At 53.4% G+C, this 21,437-nt stretch carries 21 protein-coding genes and 1 pseudogene; 12 read left to right on the top strand and 10 right to left on the bottom strand.

The genetic code is table 11. The features are described 5' to 3' along the window. The first annotated feature begins 63 nt into the window (after window positions 1-63). The 4 genes from HV237_RS01710 (at window position 64) to HV237_RS01695 (ending at window position 4,276) form a co-directional block, all read left to right on the top strand. Window positions 64-1,965, top strand: a complete 1,902-nt coding sequence (locus HV237_RS01710) for an ABC transporter ATP-binding protein (protein ID WP_047358155.1) — start codon at window positions 64-66, stop codon at window positions 1,963-1,965. A 150-nt stretch (window positions 1,966-2,115) separates the two neighbouring features. Further along, window positions 2,116-3,138 carry a hydrolase gene (locus HV237_RS01705; protein ID WP_047358156.1) on the top strand — a complete coding sequence of 341 codons (1,023 nt, stop codon included), beginning with the start codon at window positions 2,116-2,118 and terminating at the stop codon, window positions 3,136-3,138. Then, window positions 3,135-3,353 (top strand): YheU family protein, encoded by a 219-nt coding sequence (locus tag HV237_RS01700; RefSeq protein WP_003023615.1) that lies wholly within the window; start codon window positions 3,135-3,137, stop codon window positions 3,351-3,353. The genes HV237_RS01705 and HV237_RS01700 overlap by 4 nt, the downstream gene beginning before the upstream one ends. A gap of 53 nt (window positions 3,354-3,406) precedes the next feature. Then, a complete protein-coding gene (locus HV237_RS01695) occupies window positions 3,407-4,276 on the top strand; it encodes a phosphoribulokinase (protein ID WP_003827751.1) in 870 nt (289 codons plus the stop codon). A 93-nt stretch (window positions 4,277-4,369) separates the two neighbouring features. Here HV237_RS01695 and HV237_RS01690 read toward each other — a convergent pair whose 3' ends face one another. Continuing rightward, a complete protein-coding gene (locus HV237_RS01690) occupies window positions 4,370-4,777 on the bottom strand; it encodes an OsmC family protein (protein ID WP_016154773.1) in 408 nt (135 codons plus the stop codon). A 308-nt stretch (window positions 4,778-5,085) separates the two neighbouring features. Here HV237_RS01690 and crp point away from each other — a divergent pair, with 308 nt between their 5' ends. Beyond that, window positions 5,086-5,718, top strand: a complete 633-nt coding sequence (crp, locus tag HV237_RS01685; protein WP_000242758.1) for a cAMP-activated global transcriptional regulator CRP — start codon at window positions 5,086-5,088, stop codon at window positions 5,716-5,718. A 51-nt stretch (window positions 5,719-5,769) separates the two neighbouring features. After that, window positions 5,770-7,857: a YccS/YhfK family putative transporter gene (locus HV237_RS01680; protein WP_047358157.1), complete on the top strand. Its 2,088-nt coding sequence runs from the start codon at window positions 5,770-5,772 to the stop codon at window positions 7,855-7,857. Between the two features lie 42 nt (window positions 7,858-7,899). On the opposite strand, the gene HV237_RS01675 is transcribed toward HV237_RS01680, so the two are convergent. The 5 genes from HV237_RS01675 to ppiA all read right to left on the bottom strand — a co-directional run bounded on the left by HV237_RS01675 (window position 7,900) and on the right by ppiA (window position 11,236). Continuing rightward, a complete protein-coding gene (locus HV237_RS01675) occupies window positions 7,900-9,117 on the bottom strand; it encodes an aspartate aminotransferase family protein (protein ID WP_047358158.1) in 1,218 nt (405 codons plus the stop codon). Window positions 9,118-9,202: 85 nt separating this feature from the next. Further along, window positions 9,203-9,766 (bottom strand): aminodeoxychorismate synthase component 2, encoded by a 564-nt coding sequence (gene pabA / locus HV237_RS01670; protein ID WP_016154776.1) that lies wholly within the window; start codon window positions 9,764-9,766, stop codon window positions 9,203-9,205. Window positions 9,767-9,797: 31 nt separating this feature from the next. Beyond that, window positions 9,798-10,400 carry a putative adenosine monophosphate-protein transferase Fic gene (locus tag HV237_RS01665; RefSeq protein ID WP_019078159.1) on the bottom strand — a complete coding sequence of 201 codons (603 nt, stop codon included), beginning with the start codon at window positions 10,398-10,400 and terminating at the stop codon, window positions 9,798-9,800. Then, a complete protein-coding gene (locus HV237_RS01660; RefSeq protein ID WP_016157626.1) occupies window positions 10,390-10,557 on the bottom strand; it encodes a YhfG family protein in 168 nt (55 codons plus the stop codon). The genes HV237_RS01665 and HV237_RS01660 overlap by 11 nt, the downstream gene beginning before the upstream one ends. A gap of 106 nt (window positions 10,558-10,663) precedes the next feature. Continuing rightward, a complete protein-coding gene (ppiA, locus tag HV237_RS01655) occupies window positions 10,664-11,236 on the bottom strand; it encodes a peptidylprolyl isomerase A (RefSeq protein WP_019078158.1) in 573 nt (190 codons plus the stop codon). Between the two features lie 264 nt (window positions 11,237-11,500). Between ppiA and tsgA the strand changes: the two genes are divergently transcribed. From tsgA to HV237_RS01625, 6 genes are all read left to right on the top strand, one after another. After that, window positions 11,501-12,682 carry an MFS transporter TsgA gene (gene tsgA / locus HV237_RS01650; protein ID WP_016154778.1) on the top strand — a complete coding sequence of 394 codons (1,182 nt, stop codon included), beginning with the start codon at window positions 11,501-11,503 and terminating at the stop codon, window positions 12,680-12,682. A gap of 327 nt (window positions 12,683-13,009) precedes the next feature. Continuing rightward, on the top strand, window positions 13,010-15,553 hold the full coding sequence (nirB, locus tag HV237_RS01645; protein ID WP_016154779.1) for an NADPH-nitrite reductase large subunit: 2,544 nt from the start codon (window positions 13,010-13,012) through the stop codon (window positions 15,551-15,553). Then, complete coding sequence (gene nirD / locus HV237_RS01640) at window positions 15,550-15,876, top strand: nitrite reductase small subunit NirD (RefSeq protein WP_016154780.1); 327 nt, start codon at window positions 15,550-15,552, stop codon at window positions 15,874-15,876. Before nirB ends, nirD begins: the two co-directional genes overlap by 4 nt. A gap of 139 nt (window positions 15,877-16,015) precedes the next feature. After that, window positions 16,016-16,825: a nitrite transporter NirC gene (gene nirC / locus HV237_RS01635; protein WP_047358159.1), complete on the top strand. Its 810-nt coding sequence runs from the start codon at window positions 16,016-16,018 to the stop codon at window positions 16,823-16,825. A gap of 11 nt (window positions 16,826-16,836) precedes the next feature. Then, window positions 16,837-18,210: a siroheme synthase CysG gene (gene cysG, locus HV237_RS01630; protein ID WP_016157628.1), complete on the top strand. Its 1,374-nt coding sequence runs from the start codon at window positions 16,837-16,839 to the stop codon at window positions 18,208-18,210. Between the two features lie 311 nt (window positions 18,211-18,521). Further along, the gene (locus HV237_RS01625; protein ID WP_016154783.1) at window positions 18,522-18,692 is read left to right on the top strand and encodes a YhfL family protein; all 171 of its coding nucleotides are present in this window, start codon (window positions 18,522-18,524) and stop codon (window positions 18,690-18,692) included. Between the two features lie 77 nt (window positions 18,693-18,769). Here the strand turns inward: HV237_RS01625 and HV237_RS26095 are convergent. From HV237_RS26095 to rpe, 4 genes and pseudogenes are all read right to left on the bottom strand, one after another. After that, window positions 18,770-18,847, bottom strand: a pseudogene (locus tag HV237_RS26095) (hypothetical protein); the annotation flags it as partial. A gap of 158 nt (window positions 18,848-19,005) precedes the next feature. Further along, window positions 19,006-20,010, bottom strand: coding sequence for a tryptophan--tRNA ligase (gene trpS / locus HV237_RS01620; RefSeq protein ID WP_047358160.1), 1,005 nt, complete (start codon window positions 20,008-20,010; stop codon window positions 19,006-19,008). Further along, window positions 20,003-20,761 (bottom strand): phosphoglycolate phosphatase, encoded by a 759-nt coding sequence (gene gph / locus HV237_RS01615; protein ID WP_016154785.1) that lies wholly within the window; start codon window positions 20,759-20,761, stop codon window positions 20,003-20,005. Before gph ends, trpS begins: the two co-directional genes overlap by 8 nt. Further along, window positions 20,754-21,431, bottom strand: a complete 678-nt coding sequence (rpe, locus tag HV237_RS01610) for a ribulose-phosphate 3-epimerase (protein WP_003023561.1) — start codon at window positions 21,429-21,431, stop codon at window positions 20,754-20,756. Before rpe ends, gph begins: the two co-directional genes overlap by 8 nt. Window positions 21,432-21,437: the final 6 nt, after the last annotated feature.

Raw genomic sequence — 21,437 nt, 5'->3', positions numbered from 1 at the left:
AAATGGCCCACACATTACATTATCATAATGATAAATTAACATAGTCTGAACATACGGCGCCTTATGATTGTTTTCTCATCGTTACAAATTCGTCGCGGCGTGCGCGTCTTGCTGGAAAATGCCACGGCCACCATTAATCCAGGGCAGAAAGTTGGCCTGGTAGGTAAAAATGGCTGCGGTAAATCTACCCTGCTGGCATTGCTGAAAAATGAACTCAGCGCCGACGCCGGAGGATTTACCTATCCGGGAAACTGGCAGCTCGCGTGGGTTAATCAGGAAACGCCTGCGTTGCCACAGCCGGCGTTGGAGTATGTGATTGACGGCGACCGCGAGTATCGTCAACTGGAAGCACAGTTGAACGATGCCAACGAACGTAACGATGGACACGCCATTGCCACCGTCCATGGCAAGCTGGATGCCATCGACGCCTGGACTGTGCGCTCACGCGCCGCCAGCCTGCTGCATGGCCTCGGCTTCTCCAACGAACAGCTTGAACGTCCCGTCAGCGATTTCTCCGGTGGCTGGCGTATGCGTCTCAACCTGGCTCAGGCGCTGATTTGCCGTTCAGACCTGCTGCTGCTCGATGAACCGACCAACCACCTCGATCTCGACGCGGTGATCTGGCTGGAAAGATGGCTGAAAAGCTATCAGGGCACACTGATTTTGATCTCCCACGACCGCGACTTCCTCGACCCGGTGGTGGATAAAATTATTCATATCGAACAGCAAACGATGTTCGAGTACACCGGCAACTACAGCGCGTTTGAAATCCAGCGTGCGACCCGCCTCGCACAGCAACAGGCAATGTACGAAAGCCAGCAGGAGCGCGTGGCGCATCTGCAAAGCTATATCGATCGTTTCCGCGCCAAAGCCACCAAAGCAAAGCAGGCGCAGAGCCGTATCAAAATGCTGGAACGCATGGAGCTGATTGCCCCTGCACACGTGGACAACCCGTTCCACTTCAGCTTCCGCGAGCCGGAAAGCCTGCCTAACCCACTGTTAAAGATGGAAAAGGTCAGCGCCGGCTACGGCGATCGCGTCATTCTCGATTCGATCAAACTGAATCTGGTGCCGGGGTCTCGCATCGGCCTGCTCGGACGCAACGGCGCGGGTAAATCTACGCTGATTAAGCTGCTGGCCGGCGAACTGGCCCCCATCAGCGGCGAGATTGGCCTGGCAAAAGGCATCAAGCTGGGTTACTTCGCACAGCACCAGCTGGAGTTTTTACGCGCCGATGAATCACCTATTCAGCACCTGGCGCGCATGGCACCGCAGGAGCTGGAGCAGAAACTGCGAGACTACCTCGGCGGATTCGGCTTCCAGGGCGATAAAGTCAGCGAAGAGACTCGCCGCTTCTCCGGTGGTGAAAAAGCGCGTCTGGTGCTGGCATTGATCGTCTGGCAGCGCCCGAACCTGCTGCTGCTTGATGAACCGACCAACCACCTGGATTTGGATATGCGTCAGGCGCTGACCGAAGCGCTGATCGATTTCGAAGGCGCACTGGTTGTGGTCTCGCACGACCGTCACCTGATTCGCTCTACTACCGATGACCTCTATCTGGTGCACGACAAGAAAGTCGAGCCGTTTGATGGCGATCTTGAGGATTATCAGCAGTGGCTGAGCGATGTGCAAAAACAGGAAAACCAGAGCGACGAACCGGCAAAAGAGAGCGTTAACAGCGCCCAGGCACGTAAAGACCAGAAGCGTCGCGAAGCTGAACTACGCACCCTGACGCAACCGCTACGTAAAGAGATTACCCGTCTGGAAAAAGAGATGGAGAAACTGCACGCACAGCTGGCACAGGCGGAAGAAAAACTCGGCGATAGCGAACTGTACGACCAAAGCCGCAAAGCCGAACTCACGGCATGCTTGCAGCAGCAGGCCAGTGCGAAATCCGGACTGGAAGAGTGCGAGATGGCCTGGCTGGAGGCTCAGGAACAGCTTGAGCAGATGCTGGCCGAGTAATCATGAGTGCCGGATAAGGCGAAGCCGCCATCCGGCACTATAGCCGATGATTGCCTGCTGACTGACTCGCGACAAAATCACATATTGGCTAACCCGCACGCGCTGTGCGCGGTATAGTTATTCTTTCCGATTATTAATTGCTCTGGTGTTATGGTTGAAATCACGTCCACAGAAATAACTCCACCTACCGACGATTCTCGAGAATTCCGTCCGATGCGCGGTATCAGTAACCGCCATCTGCAGACGATGCTGCCGCGTTTAATTCGCCGCAAGGTGAAGTTCGACGCCCACTGGCAGCGTCTGGAATTGCCCGACGGTGATTTTGTCGATCTGGCATGGAGTGAAGATCCGCAACAGGCGAAACATAAACCGCGCCTGGTGGTTTTTCACGGTCTGGAAGGCAGTCTGAACAGCCCGTACGCACATGGCTTGATTGAAGCAGCGCAAAAGCGCGGCTGGCTGGGCGTGGTGATGCATTTTCGCGGCTGCAGCGGCGAACCCAATCGTCTGAACCGTATTTATCACTCCGGTGAGACAGAAGATGGCACCTGGTTTTTACACTGGCTGGCACGTGAGTTCGGTCGCGTGCCGACCGCGGCGGTAGGCTATTCGCTCGGTGGAAACATGCTGGCCTGTCTGCTGGCAAAAGAAGGTAATGAGATTCCAATTGATGCCGCGGTTATCGTTTCCGCGCCTTTCGTGCTGGAAGCCTGTAGTTACCATATGGACAAGGGATTCTCCCGGGTCTATCAGCGCTACCTGCTAAACCTGTTGAAAGCCAATGCCTCGCGCAAGCTAGAGGCGTATCCAGGATCGCTGCCGGTGAGTCTGGGCCAGTTGAAATCTCTGCGTCGCATTCGCGATTTTGACGATCTGATCACCGCCAAAATCCATGGTTTCGCCGATGCTATAGACTATTACCGTCAGTGTAGCGCTATGCCGTTGCTCAACCAGATCGCCAAACCCACGCTGATTATCCATGCCAAGGACGATCCGTTTATGGATCATCACGTGATCCCTAAACCGGAAAATCTGCCCTCACAGGTAGAGTATCAACTGACGGAACACGGCGGCCACGTCGGATTCATTGGCGGCACGGTGCGCCGTCCTGAGATGTGGCTGGAATCCAGAATCCCGGACTGGCTGACAACGTATCTGGAGGCATCATCATGATCATCCCCTGGCAAGACATCTCCCCGGACGCGCTGGACAATCTGATTGAAAGCTTTGTCTTGCGCGAAGGCACCGATTATGGTGAACATGAACGCTCGCTCGAACAAAAAGTCGCCGACGTCAAACGCCAACTACAATCTGGTGAAGCCGTGCTGGTATGGTCAGAACTGCATGAAACGGTCAACATTATGCCGAGGAAGCAGATTCACGAGTAATCCGTAACCGACGGCCGACTATAATAAAAATTCAACCTATTCATGGAGTTGTTATGTCTGCCAAACATCCGGTGATTGCGGTAACAGGGTCCAGCGGCGCGGGGACCACCACCACCAGCCTCGCGTTTCGTAAAATTTTCGCGCAGTTAAATCTGCGCGCCGCCGAGGTGGAAGGTGACAGTTTTCATCGTTATACCCGTCCGGAAATGGACATGGCGATTCGCAAAGCGCGCGATGCCGGGCGGCATATCAGCTATTTCGGCCCCGAAGCTAATGACTTCGGTCTGCTGGAGCAAACCTTCATCGAATACGGCCAGACGGGCAAAGGTCAGTCGCGAAAATATCTGCACACTTACGATGAGGCCGTACCGTGGAATCAGGTTCCGGGTACATTTACGCCCTGGCAGCCGCTGCCTGAACCGACGGATGTCCTGTTCTATGAAGGACTGCACGGCGGCGTCGTAACCCCACAGCAAAACGTGGCCCGGCATGTCGATCTGCTGGTTGGCGTAGTGCCGATCGTGAACCTGGAATGGATTCAGAAGCTGACCCGCGATACCAGCGAGCGGGGACACTCGCGCGAAGCGGTGATGGACTCGGTGGTGCGCTCAATGGACGATTACATCAATTACATTACGCCGCAGTTTTCCCGTACGCATATTAACTTCCAGCGCGTACCGACCGTTGATACCTCCAACCCCTTTGCCGCCAAAAGTATTCCATCACTGGATGAAAGCTTTGTCGTGATTCATTTTCGGAACCTGGAAGGGATCGACTTCCCGTGGCTACTGGCCATGCTGCAGGGATCATTCATTTCCCATATCAATACGTTGGTTGTTCCGGGCGGGAAAATGGGTCTGGCAATGGAATTGATTATGCTGCCGCTGGTCCAGCGACTGATGGAAGGCAAAAAGATAGAGTAAGGTGTTATTTTGCCGGATGGCGGCTGATGCCTTATCCGGCCTACGCGTTTATATCCTGTAGGCCTGATAAGTGAAACGCCATCAGGCATCACATCACGAAGCAGCAACCACTTCATAGGAGTGGGTAATGTTCACCGCCTTTTCCAGCATCAGCGCCACAGAGCAATATTTTTCCGCAGAGAGATCGACTGCGCGCGAAACGGACGCATCTTTCAGATCGTTACCCGTTACGATGAAATGCAGGTTGATGTGGGTAAACAGGCGCGGCGCTTCATCACGACGCTCTGAGGTCAGTTTCACTTCGCAGTTGGTCACATCCTGACGACCTTTTTGCAGGATCGAAACCACATCAATTGCGCTGCAACCACCCGCAGCCATTAATACCATTTCCATCGGGCTCGGCGCTTTATCACCGGAGTTACCGTCCATCAAAATTTGGTGACCAGAGGCGGACTCACCGAGGAAGGTTAACCCCTCAACCCACTTTACACGCGCTTGCATATTTCGTAACTCCAATGTTTCAATTTTCCTGACAGATTACGCGTACATAACAATTCTCGCAACGGAAGGCGACCTGCGTCATGCTGAAGCGAGACACCAGGAGACACACGGCGAAAGCTATGCTAAAACAGTCAGGATGCTACAGTAATACATTGACGTACTGCATGTATGCAGAGGACATCACATTACAGGCTGCAGTTAATTTTTGACAGCCCCTTTCCCAGGTAGCGGGAAGCATATTTTTGCAAACCCAGAGGCAGCGTCGTTTTCTGGCTCTGGAGACAGCTTATAACAGAGGATAACCGCGCATGGTGCTTGGCAAACCGCAAACAGACCCGACTCTCGAATGGTTCTTGTCTCATTGCCATATTCATAAGTACCCATCGAAGAGCACGCTGATTCACCAGGGTGAAAAAGCGGAAACGTTGTATTACATCGTTAAAGGCTCAGTGGCAGTGCTGATCAAAGATGAAGAAGGGAAAGAAATGATCCTTTCTTATCTGAATCAGGGCGATTTTATTGGTGAATTAGGCCTCTTCGAAGAAGGTCAGGAACGTAGCGCCTGGGTACGTGCCAAAACCGCATGTGAAGTCGCTGAAATTTCCTACAAAAAATTTCGCCAATTAATCCAGGTCAACCCGGATATTCTGATGCGCCTGTCTTCACAGATGGCTCGTCGCCTGCAGGTCACGTCTGAAAAAGTCGGCAACCTTGCCTTCCTCGACGTAACGGGTCGTATCGCGCAGACTCTGCTGAATCTGGCGAAACAGCCTGATGCGATGACCCACCCGGACGGCATGCAGATTAAAATCACCCGTCAGGAAATCGGCCAGATCGTTGGCTGCTCCCGTGAGACCGTTGGTCGTATTCTGAAGATGCTGGAAGATCAAAACCTGATCTCCGCACACGGTAAGACCATCGTCGTCTACGGCACCCGTTAACCCCATCGAAGTGGCGCGTTACTCAGTGATGCGCCACTTTTGTTTACACTGATGTGGCGAAGACTGATATACCACCCAGAGATCAACTACGCACTACGGCAGACGCTGGTGCTATGTTTACCTGTGGCTGTTGGTCTGATCATCGGTCAGCTTCATCTGGGGCTCCTCTTCTCCCTGGTCCCTGCCTGTTGCAACATTGCCGGCCTTGATACCCCGCATAAGCGCTTTTTCAAACGTTTAGCTATTGGCGCGTCTTTGTTTGCCGGTTGCAGTCTGATCATGCAGGTGCTGCTGGCACAGGCCATACCGCTGCCGCTTATCCTCACCGGACTGACGCTGATTCTTGGCGTAACCGCCGAGCTAAGCCCTCTGCATGCCCGACTGTTACCGGCCTCACTTATCGCCGCGATTTTCACGCTAAGCCTGGTCGGGAACATGCCCGTCTGGGAACCGTTGCTGATCTATGCGCTGGGCACGTTATGGTACGGCCTGTTCAACTGGTTCTGGTTCTGGATGTGGCGCGAGCAGCCGCTCCGTGAATCGCTCAGCTTGTTGTACCGTGAATTAGCCGATTACTGTGAGGCCAAGTACAGCCTGCTGACCCAGCATGCCGATCCGGAAAAAGCGCTACCTCCCCTGCTGGTTCGCCAGCAGAAAGCGGTGGATCTGATTACCCAGTGCTACCAGCAAATGCATATGCTGTCGGCGCATCGCAACAACGATTACAAGCGCCTGCTGCGTGCCTTTCAGGAGGCACTGGACTTGCAGGAGCATATTTCCGTCAGCCTCCACCAGCCGGAAGAGGTGCAAAAGCTGGTCGAACGTAGCCACGCCGAACAGGTGATTCGCTGGAATGCGCGCACCGTCGCCGAACGCCTTCGGGTACTGGCCGATGATATTTTGTATCACCGCTTGCCGACCCGTTTCTCGATGGACAAGCAGATTGGCACGCTGGAGAAAATCGCCAACCAGCACCCGGACAATCCGGTGGGACAATTTTGCTACTGGCACTTCAGCCGTATTGCCCGCGTGCTACGCACCCAGCGACCGCTGTACGCCCGAGATTTAATGGCGGACAAGCAGCGTCGGTTGCCGCTGATCCCGGCCCTGAAAAACTATCTGTCGTTGAAATCACCGGCGCTGCGTAATGCCGGACGCATCAGTGTCATGCTAAGTATCGCCAGCCTGATGGGCAGCGCTTTACACCTGCCAAAGCCTTACTGGATTTTGATGACGATCCTGTTCGTCACGCAAAATGGCTACGGAGCAACCCGGGTACGTATTTTACACCGTTCAGCAGGAACGCTCGTTGGACTGGTCATTGCCGGGGTCACCCTGCACTTTCATATTCAGGAAGGTTACACGCTGGCAGGCATGCTGCTGATTACCCTGGGTAGCTATCTGATCATGCGCAAAAACTACGGCTGGGCTACCGTCGGCTTTACGGTCACGGCGGTATACACCCTGCAACTGCTGACGCTGAACGGAGAACAGTTTATCGTGCCGCGGTTTGTCGATACGGTTATTGGCTGCTTAATCGCCTTTGGCGGTACACTCTGGCTGTGGCCGCAGTGGCAGAGCGGCCTGCTGCGTAAGAACGCCCATGATGCGTTAGAAGCCGATCAGGAGGCCATTCGCCTGATCCTCAGCAACGATCCGCAGGCCACGCCGCTGGCGTACCAACGCATGCGGGTCAATCAGGCGCATAACACGTTGTTCAACTCACTGAACCAGGCGATGCAGGAGCCAGGATTCAACTCGCACTACCTGGCGGACATGAAACTGTGGGTCACGCACAGCCAGTTCATCGTCGAGCACATCAACGCGATGACCACACTGGCAAGGGAACACACAATGCTGACGCCGGATTTAGCGCAGCGGTATCTGGAATCCTGTGAAATTGCGCTCCAGCGCTGTCAGCAGCGGCTGGAATATGACGGACCGGGAAGCTCAGGCGATGTGAATATTCTCGAAGCGCCAGAGATGCTATCCCACGGTCCGTTAAGCACCCTTGAGCAGCATCTGCAACGGATACTGGGGCATCTGAACACCATGCACACCATTTCGTCGGTAGCGTGGCGTCAGCGACCGCACCACGGAATCTGGCTGAGCCGCCGTCTGCGGGACATGAAAGGTTAAGATCGACTGCCGGATGCGCTGTGCTTATCCGGCAACAGGTAATCAGGCAACGACTTTCGCTACCGCTTGTGCGAAACGCTGCATCCCTTCATCGATATCCGCCTGCTCAACTACCAGCGACGGCGCGAAACGCATCACGTCCGGTCCGGCGTTGAGTACCATCACCCCTTCGTGCGCGGCGGCATACAGGAAATCGCGCGCCCGGCCTTTAAACTGCGGCTTCAGCTCGGCGCCAATCAGCAGCCCCATCCCGCGAATCTCGCTGAAAATGTCGAACTGTTGATCAATCTTGTGCAAATGCTGGACAAACGTCTGACGTTTGGCCTGAATACCTTCCAACACTTCCGGCGTGTTGATGATATCAAACGCGGCCCCCGCAACTGCGCAGGCCAGCGGATTGCCACCATAAGTGGAACCGTGCGAACCCACGTGAAATGCGGAGGCAATCTCTTGGGTGGTCAGCACCGCGCTCACCGGGAAGCCGCCGCCGAGAGCCTTCGCGCTGGTGAGGATATCCGGCGTCACGCCGTAGTGCATATAGGCAAACAGATCGCCGGTACGGCCCATCCCGCTCTGCACTTCATCAAATACCAATAGCGCCTGGTGTTGGTCGCAAAGTTCACGCAAACCTTGCAGGAATTCCGGCGTTGCCGCAGTGACGCCACCTTCCCCCTGAATAGGCTCAACCACCACCGCACAGGTGTGATCGTCCATCACCGCTTTGACCGCATGCAGATCGTTAAACGGTACATGGATGATATCCGCTGGTTTTGGTCCAAAGCCGTCAGAGTATTTCGGCTGCCCGCCGACGGATACGGTAAACAGCGAACGACCGTGAAACGCATTATGGAAGGCAATGATTTTGGTTTTGAACGGGCTATGGCGCACGCAGGCATAGTGGCGCGCCAGCTTAAAGGCGGTTTCGTTAGCTTCGGTACCCGAGTTCATGAACAGCACGCGCTCGGCGAAGGTCGCATCAATGATTTTACGGCCCAGGCGCAACGCCGGTTCGTTGGTGAAAACGTTGCTGGTATGCCACAGGGTTTCACCCTGGGTTTTTAACGCCTCCACCAGGGCCGGATGGCAATGCCCTAGTGCAGTAACTGCAATGCCGCCCGCGAAATCAACATACTCTTTGCCCTGTTGATCCCAGACTCGACTCCCTTTTCCTTTTACCGGGATAAACTCAGCCGGTGCATAAATCGGCAGAATCACTTCATCGAATGTCGCGCGCGTAATTGCAGTTTGTTCAGTTGCCATGTCATTGCCACCCTGTTAAGCAGAAATGTTAGTGAAATTATAATCACAAAATATGAATAAAAAATCACTGAATAGCAACCACAAATCACCGGTTGAGGAAATTAGCCAGCAGTTGATGCCCCTGCTCGCTGAGAATACTCTCCGGGTGAAACTGCACACCTTCCATATCCCACTCGCGGTGACGAATGCCCATAATCTCCTGCGTTTCACTCCAGGCCGTCACCTCAAAGCAGTCAGGAAGCGTCGCGGGGGCAACCACCAGAGAATGGTAGCGCGTCACCGTTAATGGGTTGGCGAGCCCCTGAAAAACACCCTGCCCGTTATGCGTAATTGGCGAGGTTTTACCGTGCATCACTTTAGCTGCCCGAACCACTGTCGCGCCAAAGGCCTGCGCCATAGCCTGATGTCCCAGACAAACACCCAGCAGGGGCGTCTTGCCCGCGAAATGACGAATAACATCCAATGAGATCCCAGCGTCATCCGGCGTGCAGGGGCCAGGGGATATTACGATTTTTTGCGGGCTTAGCGCGTCGATTTGCGCCAGCGTCAGTTCATCGTTGCGCCTGACAAGGACATCAGCGCCCAGTTCGCAGAAGTATTGGTACAGGTTCCAGGTAAAAGAATCATAGTTATCGATAAGCAGGATCATGGCGGCTCCGGTACATAAGAACCGCGCTATTCTACTCAGTTTCCGGGGCTTCGCTTACCACTTTACGAAATATCGCCCGAAGCGCAGACAGGTCACCCATCGCCCCACTCTGATTAGCCAGGTTCCACTCCTCAACCGGAATGTCATCCCAGCTCAATATATACCCGGCATGAATCGCTAACTGTTCGAAGAAAATTCGCTGCGCCAGACCGCTGCCAATACGAAACGGATGCAGCATGTTGATTTCGCAATAATAGTGCGCAAGACGATCCACAAACTTATCTTCCGGTAACCCCACCAACCAGGACTCGTCTTCCAGGTCCTGCATCAGCGCATTGCCCTCTTTCTCGATATAAGCGAAATGACAAAAGCGGGTATCGCCCTGGTAAATATCCACTTCTCGCAGATGTCCCGCCCAGTCAAAAATATCCCGATACAGTTGGCGATGAATGGCGCACAGATGCGGCAAGCCCCGTTTAAGCGGGCCTAATTCGATAGTGGCCGCACGCAGCGCCGTCAGTTCATACGCCGCCTGCGCCAGGCGCTGCGCCTGATGAATCCCCAGACGGTTACGCATGACATTCAAGCCCGGATACAAATAGGGATCGCGTCCATCACCGAATTTATCGCTCATAGTGCCCCCTCAACTCTTCAAGACGCGCCAGGGCGTCTTCCGTGCTCAGAGTCACCCGTGGAATATCCACGCCTTCCAGCCGCCGACTGGCCTGGAAATTGGCATTTCGCCGTTGTTCCCAGAGTCTGGACTTTTGTTTATCGGTGAGTTTTTTCACGTGACCTCCCTGAATGAGCCGACACTTGCCACAAGTATAAGCGGCAATTTCAGGTTACGCAGAGAAGGGGAAGAACGCGGACAGGAACTGCCCGCGCAAAAGACGTTTACGGCAGGACTTTGGCAGACAGGATAACAATCGGTTTTGACGGGACATTCTGGTAAGGACCAACATCATGGGTCTGCACCTGAGAGATCTTATCCGCGACATCCATACCTTTCACAACTTTACCGAAGACCGCGTACCCAAAGTCGCGCTGGCCGTGATCGAGGAACGCATTGTCTGCAATGTTGATAAAGAACTGGCTGGTCGCGCTGTCTTTATCTGCTGTACGCGCCATGGCAATCGTGCCGCGGGTATTACGCAGTCCGTTATCAGCTTCATTCTTGATTGGCGGGTTAGGTTTCTTCTGCTGCATCTGCTCGGTAAAACCGCCGCCCTGCACCATGAAGCCAGGGATCACGCGGTGGAACGTGGTGTTGTTATAGAAACCGCTGTTGACATAATCGACAAAGTTTTTCACTGAAACTGGGGCTTTCTGACTGTTCAGCTCCAGCTCAATGTTACCGGCAGAGGTTGTCAGCAGGACATGCGGGTCACCTTTTGCTGCCAGTGCTGCGGGAGAAAGAGCAGAAAGAGCGAGAACAGCTGCAACAGCCGCCAGAGTCGATTTGAGCATGAGAATTCCTTAACAAGAGCAGAAATGAAGCAAGTGAATTGATTCTAAAGAGCCTTCAAGAACAAGGCCATCCCTTTACTTAATTTTACGTACTTGAAACAAATGTAACCTTATAGCCTCAAGATTCAATGCGATCTAGATCACATAAAAAAATGTAACGTAGCAAGTAATTACCAATAAACATTTAAATGCATCACTAAAGCGCCTAAAATCTGCCCGCTCACGGCGCAGTCAATGCGCCTAACACTTCTATACAGGCCAGTCATGACTAACAGCAATCGCATCAAGCTCACATGGATTAGCTTTCTCTCCTACGCCCTGACAGGCGCGTTGGTAATTGTCACCGGGATGGTGATGGGAAACATCGCAGATTACTTCCATTTGCCCGTTTCCAGTATGAGTAACACCTTCACCTTTCTGAATGCCGGCATTCTGATCTCTATTTTTCTGAATGCATGGCTGATGGAAATTGTGCCACTGAAAACCCAGTTGCGCTTTGGCTTTATCCTGATGGTTCTGGCGGTCGCCGGACTGATGCTCAGCCATAGCCTGGCCTTGTTCTCAGCCGCCATGTTTGTACTGGGTCTGGTGAGCGGTATCACCATGTCGATTGGTACGTTCCTGGTGACTCAGATGTACGAAGGTCGCCAGCGCGGTTCCCGCCTGCTGTTTACTGATTCCTTCTTCAGCATGGCCGGCATGATTTTCCCGATGGTGGCAGCATTCCTGTTAGCGCGCAGCATCGAATGGTATTGGGTTTATGCCTGCATCGGCCTGGTATACGTCGCCATTTTCCTGCTGACCTTCGGCTGCGAATTCCCGGCGCTGGGTAAACACGCGCAGCAACCGGACGCGCCAGTGGTAAAAGAAAAATGGGGCATTGGCGTGCTGTTCCTGGCGATCGCCGCGCTGTGCTACATCCTCGGTCAGCTGGGCTTTATCTCCTGGGTGCCGGAATACGCCAAAAGTCTGGGCATGAGCCTGAACGACGCAGGTAAACTGGTCAGCGACTTCTGGATGTCTTACATGGTTGGCATGTGGGCATTTAGCTTTATCCTGCGTTTCTTCGATTTGCAGCGCATCCTGACCGTACTGGCGGGTGTGGCTACCGTCCTGATGTATCTGTTTATCACCGGTACGCCGGAGCATATGCCGTGGTTCATTCTGACGTTGGGCTTCTTCTCCAGCGCGATTTATACCACCATCATTACCCTCGGCTCCCAGCAGACGAAGGTCGCATCACCTAAACTGGTTAACTTCGTTCTGACCTGTGGCACCATCGGTACTATGCTCACCTTCGTGGTCACAGGCCCTATCGTGGCGCACAGCGGTCCGCTGGCGGCATTGCAGACGGCTAACGGCTTGTATGCGGTCGTATTCGTGATGTGCTTTATTCTTGGGTTCGTCACGCGTCATCGCCAGCATAACGCACCCGCAACACATTAATCTGAGTGCCGGATGGCGATGCTAACGCATCTTATCCGGCCTACAAGACAAGCTGTTTGTAGGCCGGATAAGGCGCAGACGCCCTCCGGCCTATTCCCGCGCCCTCTTCTTTCTCTGATGCTGTAGGCCAATTCTTACAAAAACCCCTTAATTTGTACGCTATTTATACAAATACGAAAAGCCTGTTAATTCCGTAACTTATAAAAATGCAGTTAAATCAGCTATATACCTCTTAAGGAGTATATAAAGGCGAATTTGATTTGCATCAATAAGCGGGGTTGCTGAATCGTTAAGGTAGGCAGTAATAGAAAAGAAATCGAGGCAAAAATGAGCAAAGTCAGACTCGCTATTATCGGTAATGGTATGGTCGGCCATCGCTTTATTGAGGATCTTCTTGATAAATCCGACGCTGCCAATTTTGATATTACCGTCTTCTGTGAAGAACCCCGCAAAGCGTACGACCGTGTCCACCTGTCGTCCTACTTCTCCCACCACACCGCCGAAGAACTTTCTCTGGTGCGTGAAGGATTCTACGAGAAGCATGGCGTTAAGGTGTTAGTGGGCGAGCGCGCAATCACCATCAACCGCCAGGAGAAGGTGATCCACTCCAGCGCGGGTCGTACGGTCTATTACGATAAGCTGATCATGGCGACAGGCTCTTATCCGTGGATCCCACCGATTAAAGGTTCGGAAACCCAAGACTGCTTCGTTTACCGCACCATCGAAGACCTCAACGCCATTGAATCTTGCGCGCGCCGTAGCAAACGTGGTGCCGTCGTCGGCGGTGGCCTGCTGGGCCTGGAAGCCGCCGGTGCGCTGAAAAGCCTCGGCGTTGAAACCCACGTGATTGAATTTGCCCCGATGCTGATGGCCGAACAGCTGGATCACATGGGTGGCGAGCAGTTACGTCGCAAAATTGAAAGCATGGGCGTGCGTGTCCACACCAGCAAAAACACTAAAGAGATCGTCCAGGAAGGCACCGAAGCGCGCAAAACCATGCGTTTTGCCGACGGTAGCGAACTGGAAGTCGATTTCATCGTCTTTTCTACCGGTATTCGCCCACGCGACAAACTGGCCACCCAATGCGGCCTCGACGTTGCGCCGCGCGGTGGTATTGTGATTAACGATACCTGCCAGACTTCTGATCCGGACATTTATGCCATCGGCGAATGCGCCAGCTGGAACAACCGCGTGTATGGTCTGGTCGCTCCAGGCTACAAAATGGCGCAGGTTGCCGTTGACCATATTCTCGAAACCGAAAACGCCTTTGAAGGCGCGGATCTGAGCGCCAAGCTGAAGCTGCTCGGTGTTGACGTCGGCGGGATTGGCGACGCGCATGCGCGCACGCCGGGCGCCCGTAGCTACGTCTATCTCGACGAAAGCAAAGAAGTCTACAAACGCCTCATCGTTAGCGAAGATAACAAAACCCTGCTCGGGGCGGTTTTAGTCGGTGACACCAGCGATTACGGCAACCTGCTGCAGCTGGTACTGAACGCCATCGAACTGCCGGAAAACCCAGACTCACTGATTCTGCCAGCTCACGCGGGCAGCGGTAAGCCGTCTATCGGTGTCGATAAACTGCCGGACAGCGCGCAGATTTGCTCCTGCTTCGACGTCACCAAAGGCATGCTGATCGCCGCTATCAACAAAGGCTGCCACACCGTTGCGGCGCTGAAAGCTGAAACCAAAGCTGGTACCGGCTGCGGCGGGTGTATCCCGTTGGTAACGCAGGTCCTGAACGCTGAACTGGCGAAACAGGGGATCGAAGTTAACAACAACCTGTGTGAACACTTCCCGTACTCGCGTCAGGAACTGTTCCATCTGATCCGTGTAGAAGGAATTAAAACCTTCGAAGAGCTGCTGGCAAAACACGGGAAAGGCTACGGCTGTGAAGTGTGTAAACCAACCGTAGGTTCCCTGCTGGCCTCCTGCTGGAATGAGTACATCCTCAAACCACAGCACACGCCGCTGCAGGACACTAACGACAACTTCCTGGCGAACATCCAGAAAGACGGTACCTACTCCGTGATCCCGCGCTCCGCGGGCGGAGAAATTACTCCTGAAGGCCTGGTGGCCGTGGGCCGTATCGCGCGTGAATTTAACCTGTATACCAAAATCACCGGTTCTCAGCGTATCGGCCTGTTCGGCGCGCAAAAAGATGACCTGCCGGAAATCTGGCGTCAGCTGATTGAAGCGGGCTTTGAAACCGGTCACGCATACGCCAAAGCCCTGCGTATGGCGAAAACCTGCGTAGGCAGTACCTGGTGCCGTTATGGCGTCGGCGATAGCGTCGGATTCGGCGTGGAGCTGGAAAACCGCTACAAAGGCATTCGTACCCCGCACAAAATGAAATTCGGCGTCTCCGGCTGTACCCGTGAATGTGCGGAAGCTCAAGGCAAAGACGTGGGTATCATCGCCACTGAGAAAGGCTGGAACTTGTACGTTTGCGGTAACGGCGGGATGAAACCTCGTCATGCAGACCTGCTGGCAGCGGATATCGACCGCGAAACGCTGCTCAAATACCTTGATCGTTTCATGATGTTCTACATCCGTACCGCCGACAAACTGACCCGAACCGCACCATGGTTAGACAACCTGGAAGGCGGTATCGAATATCTGAAATCGGTCATCATCGACGACAAACTGGGGCTGAACCAGCACCTGGAAGAAGAGATGGCCCGTCTGCGTGAAGCGGTGGTCTGCGAGTGGACAGAGACGGTTAACACCCCATCCGCACAGGTTCGCTTCAAACACTTTATCAACAGCGATCAACGCGATCCAAATGTCCAGGTTGTGCCTGAACGTGAACAACATCGTCCGGCCACGCCCTATGAGCGTATCCCGGTGACTCTGGTGGAGGAAAACGCATGAGCCAGTGGAAAAACATCTGCAAAATCGATGACATTCTGCCTGCAACAGGCGTCTGCGCCCTGTTAGGTAGCGAGCAAGTTGCGATTTTCCGCCCGTATCACAGCGACCAGGTGTTTGCGATCAGCAACATCGACCCGTTCTTTGAATCCAGCGTGCTTTCTCGTGGGCTGATTGCTGAACATCAGGGCGAATTGTGGGTCGCCAGCCCGCTGAAAAAACAGCGCTTTCGCTTAAGCGATGGTCTGTGCATGGAAGACGAACAGTTCTCCGTGAAACATTACGAAGCCCGAGTGAAAGACGGCACGGTGCAACTGCGCGGTTAATAACTTTTTGGGAGGCGCAACGCCTCCCCTTTTTTGACGTATTTGTAGGTCTTTTATTTGTAGGCCTGATAAGCGTAGCGCTATCCGGCCTACGGTTACGATTTCTTTTTATTGTTTGTACTTCAAGGATAATCAACACATGTTCACAGACACTATTAATAAGTGTGCGGCTAACGCTGCGCGCATCGCACGCCTCTCGGCTAATAACCCGCTCGGATTCTGGATCAGTTCGGCAATGGCAGGAGCCTATGTGGGTCTCGGCATCATTCTTATTTTCACCCTCGGTAATCTGCTCGACCCGTCCGTACGTCCTCTGGTAATGGGTGCAACCTTTGGTATTGCCTTAACGCTGGTTATTATCGCCGGTTCTGAACTGTTCACCGGACACACGATGTTCCTGACGCTTGGCGTTAAAGCGGGCACCATCAGTCACGGTCAGATGTGGGCAATCCTGCCAAAAACCTGCCTGGGTAACCTGGTCGGTTCCGTGTTTGTCGCTCTGCTTTACAGTTGGGGCGGCGGTAGCCTGCTGCCGGTCGATACCAGTATCGTCCATTCGGTAGCGTTGGCAAAAACTACCGCGCCAGCAACGGTGCTGTTCTTTAAAGGCGCACTGTGTAACTGGTTGGTTTGTCTGGCAATCTGGATGGCAATTCGTACCGAGGGCGCAGCAAAATTCCTCGCTATCTGGTGGTGTCTGCTGGCGTTTATCGCTTCCGGTTACGAGCACTCGGTTGCCAACATGACGCTGTTTGCCCTCTCCTGGTTCGGTCACCACAGCGAAGCCTATACCCTGTCAGGAATTGGTCATAACCTGTTGTGGGTGACACTCGGTAATACTTTGTCCGGTGTCGTATTCATGGGATTGGGTTATTGGTATGCTACGCCAAAATCGGAGCGTCCTGCTCCGGCAAAAATCAACCAGCCAGAGGCTACTGCCAATAATTAAGGGGTAATGTCGTGGATCATTTGCCTATATTTTGTCAACTACGTGACCGCGACTGCTTGATCGTCGGCGGTGGTGATGTCGCAGAACGCAAAGCGCGGTTACTGCTGGAAGCGGGCGCCCGTATAACGGTTAATGCGCTGGCGTTTATTCCGCAGTTCACCGTATGGGCAGATGAAGGCATGCTGACGCTGGTTGAGGGACCGTTCGACGAGTCCCTGCTCGACACCTGCTGGCTGGCTATTGCCGCCACCGATGACGATGCCGTCAACCAAAGCGTCAGCACCGCCGCAGAATCACGTCGTATTTTCTGCAACGTGGTCGATGCGCCAAAAGCAGCCAGTTTTATCATGCCCTCCATTATCGACCGCTCGCCGCTGATGGTGGCGGTCTCCTCCGGCGGTACATCGCCGGTGCTTGCCCGTCTGCTACGTGAAAGACTTGAATCTGTGCTGCCTCAGCATCTGGGCCAGGTCGCGCAATATGCAGGCAAGTTACGCGCCCGAGTGAAAGAACAGTTTGCCAGCATGGGTGAACGTCGCCGCTTCTGGGAAAAATTGTTCGTGAATGACCGCCTGGCGCAGTCGCTGGCGAACAGTGACCAGAAAGCCGTCGAGGAAACCACCGAGCAGTTGCTCAGCGAACCGTTGGACCATCGAGGCGAAGTAGTGCTGGTTGGCGCCGGTCCTGGCGATGCCGGGCTGCTGACGCTGAAAGGTCTACAGCAGATCCAGCAAGCGGATGTCGTGGTTTATGACCGTCTGGTATCCGACGACATCATGAACCTAGTACGCCGCGATGCCGACCGGGTGTTCGTCGGTAAACGCGCGGGCTACCACTGCGTACCGCAGGAAGAAATTAACCAGATCCTGCTGCGTGAAGCGCAACAGGGCAAACGCGTCGTACGCCTGAAAGGTGGCGACCCGTTCATCTTTGGCCGTGGTGGCGAAGAGCTGGAAACCCTGTGCCATGCCGGTATTCCATTCTCCGTTGTGCCAGGTATTACCGCAGCATCCGGTTGTTCCGCCTATTCCGGCATTCCACTGACCCATCGTGATTACGCCCAGAGTGTACGTCTGGTCACCGGGCACCTGAAAACCGGCGGCGAGCTGGACTGGGAAAACCTGGCGGCAGAGAAACAGACGCTGGTGTTCTACATGGGCCTCAATCAGGCGGCGACTATCCAGGAAAAACTGATCGAATTTGGCATGCAACCCGATATGTCTGTCGCGCTGGTAGAAAACGGTACCTCCGTGAAGCAACGCGTTGTTAACGGGGTGCTTTCGCAACTCGGCGAACTGGCGCAGCAGGTTGAAAGCCCGGCGCTGATTATCGTCGGCCGCGTGGTTGGACTACGCGATAAGCTGAACTGGTTCTCGAACCATTAATTTAACGCTGAAAAATGCCCTGATGTTGGACTGCCCCCATAAAGTTGGACAGTTCATATTCAGGGCATTTATTTATCTTCCGATAGAAATAAATCAAAAACCGATACACGCTATATACTCGCCTCAGTAGCCCGACCGTCAATCATTAATTAAATGTATTTTTAAAACATTTAAATTTATTGAAAGCATATTTTATATAAAACTTGTTATGTCCTAATCCGGACTACTTTAAGTTTATTTTAGTTGATATCTTAACCGCCGAGAAATGGATTTCATCCATTTAAAAATAGATATCTTACAAGGATTTTAACATGCTGAAATTTGCAAAAATCACTATCGTTGCTGGTGTTCTGGCTACGCTGACCGCGTGTACTGGTCATGTCGATAACAAAAAAGATAACTGCACCTACGATTACTTCCTGCATCCGGCAATTTCTATTTCTAAAATTATTGGTGGCTGTGGCCCGGCTGCAGATCTGTAACAGAAGCGATTGCGCAAATACAAAAAAACCGGGAAATCCCCGGTTTTTATATTTATAGGTTAAATGCTCATTCACACGTTACCGCACTTCTCGCCGAGCAAGTAGCGGGCCAGGGTTGTCAGTCCCTCCTCTCTCTTGATAAATATCCGACGCATTTTATATTCTCAGTAAATTGAATATTTATATCTTCATTAAATTGATTGATATAAGGAAATATGCAAACGGCGAGGCGCTTCATATTTTTTGAGATTCACCAGCGAACAGGCGAAAAAAAACCGGGTAGAACCCGGTTTCTTCAGCAACGCAGAGCGCATTACGGCTTGGCGACAAAACCAATCGCTTCGTAAACCGCTTTCAGCGTAACAGACGCGCGTGCGCTGGCTTTTTCCGCGCCATCTTTCATCACCTGCTGCAGGAAAGCTTCATCGTTACGGAAACGGTGATAACGCTCCTGAAGCTCGGTCAGCATGCCGGAAACGGCCTCTGCGACTTCACCTTTCAGATGACCATACATCTTGCCTTCAAAGTGCTGTTCCAGCTCCGGAATGCTCTGGCCGGTAACGGCAGAGAGGATATCCAGCAGGTTGGAAACACCCGCTTTATTCTGCACGTCGTAGCGTACAACAGGCGGCTCTTCGGAGTCGGTCATCGCACGTTTGATTTTCTTAACCACGGATTTCGGATCTTCCAGCAGGCCGATCACATTGTTGCGGTTGTCATCCGACTTGGACATTTTCTTCGTCGGCTCCAGCAGCGACATCACGCGCGCACCGGATTTAGGAATGAACGGCTCAGGCACTTTGAAGATGTCGCCATACAGGGCGTTGAAGCGCTGGGCGATATCGCGGCTTAGTTCCAGATGCTGTTTCTGATCTTCGCCAACCGGTACCTGGTTGGTCTGATACAGCAGGATGTCTGCCGCCATCAGCACCGGATAATCAAACAGACCGGCGTTGATGTTCTCCGCATAGCGTGCGGATTTATCTTTGAACTGGGTCATACGGCTCAGCTCGCCGAAATAGGTGTAGCAGTTCAGCGCCCAACCTAATTGTGCGTGTTCCGGTACATGAGACTGGACGAAAATGGTGCTTTTTTCAGGATCGATACCGCATGCCAGATACAGCGCCAGCGTATCGAGCGTTGCTTTACGCAGCTCCTGAGCATCCTGACGAACGGTGATGGCATGTTGGTCAACGATGCAGTAGATGCAATGGTAGTCATCCTGCATGCTCACCCACTGACGCAGCGCACCCATATAGTTGCCAATGGTCAATTCACCTGAGGGCTGTGCGCCACTAAAAACGATGGGCTTAGTCATTTTTTGATTCCTGATTTTCGCTATGCGGAAGCCCGAGAACGGGCAGTAGTTCATTAATACGGTCGTAAATAACGTCGGGTTGGCTCAGCGCGATCGACTCGCCGTAGTTGTAGCCATAAGTCAGACCAACGGACGGACAGCCAGCAGCTTTTGCCGCCTGAATATCATTACGTGAATCCCCTACGAAGAGCAATTGCTCAGGCTTGATGCCAAGCTTGCTTGCTACCAGCAGTAGCGGATCCGGATGCGGTTTTTTATTCTGCACGTCGTCACCACCGATGACCACGCTAAAGTATTTGGCGATATCTAACGCCTCAAGCAATGGCGCGACAAACGGGGTTGGTTTGTTGGTCACCAGACCCAGCGGCAATCCTTTCGCATGCATCGCGCCCAGCGTGTCGGCAACATCAGGGAACAGGAATGTCCCCTCTTCTGCGACATCGCCGTAGTATCTGTCGAACAGCTTACGCAAAATACGCACCTGTTCTTCGGCTGGGATATCATCATCAACGGGCGGTTTACCCATTGTCTTACGTAGTGTGGCGCGCTCCTGACGCGACCACGCCAACGCGCGCTCCATCAGTACATCTGCACCGTTGCCAATCCAGGTGATAACGCGTTCTTCACCGGCAATCGGCAGTTCCAGCGCATACAGCGCCATATCCACCGCTGCGGTTAATCCCGGCGCGCTGTCGACCAGCGTACCGTCGAGGTCAAAGGCAACGCCCCGAATATCCTGAAACTTATCCATGACTTACCTTCGCCAGTTCATTGCGCATTTCATCAATGACTTTTTTGTAGTCTGGTTGGTCGAAAATAGCAGAGCCTGCGACAAACATATCTGCACCCGCCGCCGCGATTTCACCAATGTTGTTCACCTTGACGCCGCCGTCCACTTCGAGGCGGATATCGTAGCCAGATTCATCAATACGACGACGCACTTCGCGCAGCTTATCCAGCGTTTGTGGGATGAAGGATTGCCCGCCAAAGCCTGGGTTAACGGACATCAGCAGGATCACATCGAGCTTATCCATGACGTAGTCCAGATAGCTCAGCGGTGTTGCCGGGTTAAACACCAGGCCCGCTTTACAGCCATGCTCTTTGATCAGCTGTAAAGTGCGATCGACGTGCTCGGAGGCTTCCGGGTGAAAGGTAATGATGCTCGCGCCGGCGGCGGCGAAGTCCGGGACAATACGATCGACCGGTTTCACCATCAGATGAACGTCAATCGGGGCAGTAATGCCATATTTACGCAGCGATTTCAGTACCATCGGGCCGATGGTCAGGTTCGGTACGTAGTGATTGTCCATGACATCGAAGTGTACGACATCGGCACCGGCAGTCAGCGCTCTCGCGGTGTCCTCACCCAGGCGGGCAAAATCAGCCGACAGAATTGAGGGGGCGATCAAATACTGTTTCATCCGCTT

The organism is Citrobacter sp. RHBSTW-00570 (genome assembly GCF_013739755.1).
Classification (GTDB): Bacteria; Pseudomonadota; Gammaproteobacteria; order Enterobacterales; family Enterobacteriaceae; genus Citrobacter; species Citrobacter braakii.
Note: the sequence above shows the minus strand (reverse complement) of the source record. Positions and strands in the feature narration are given on the sequence as shown.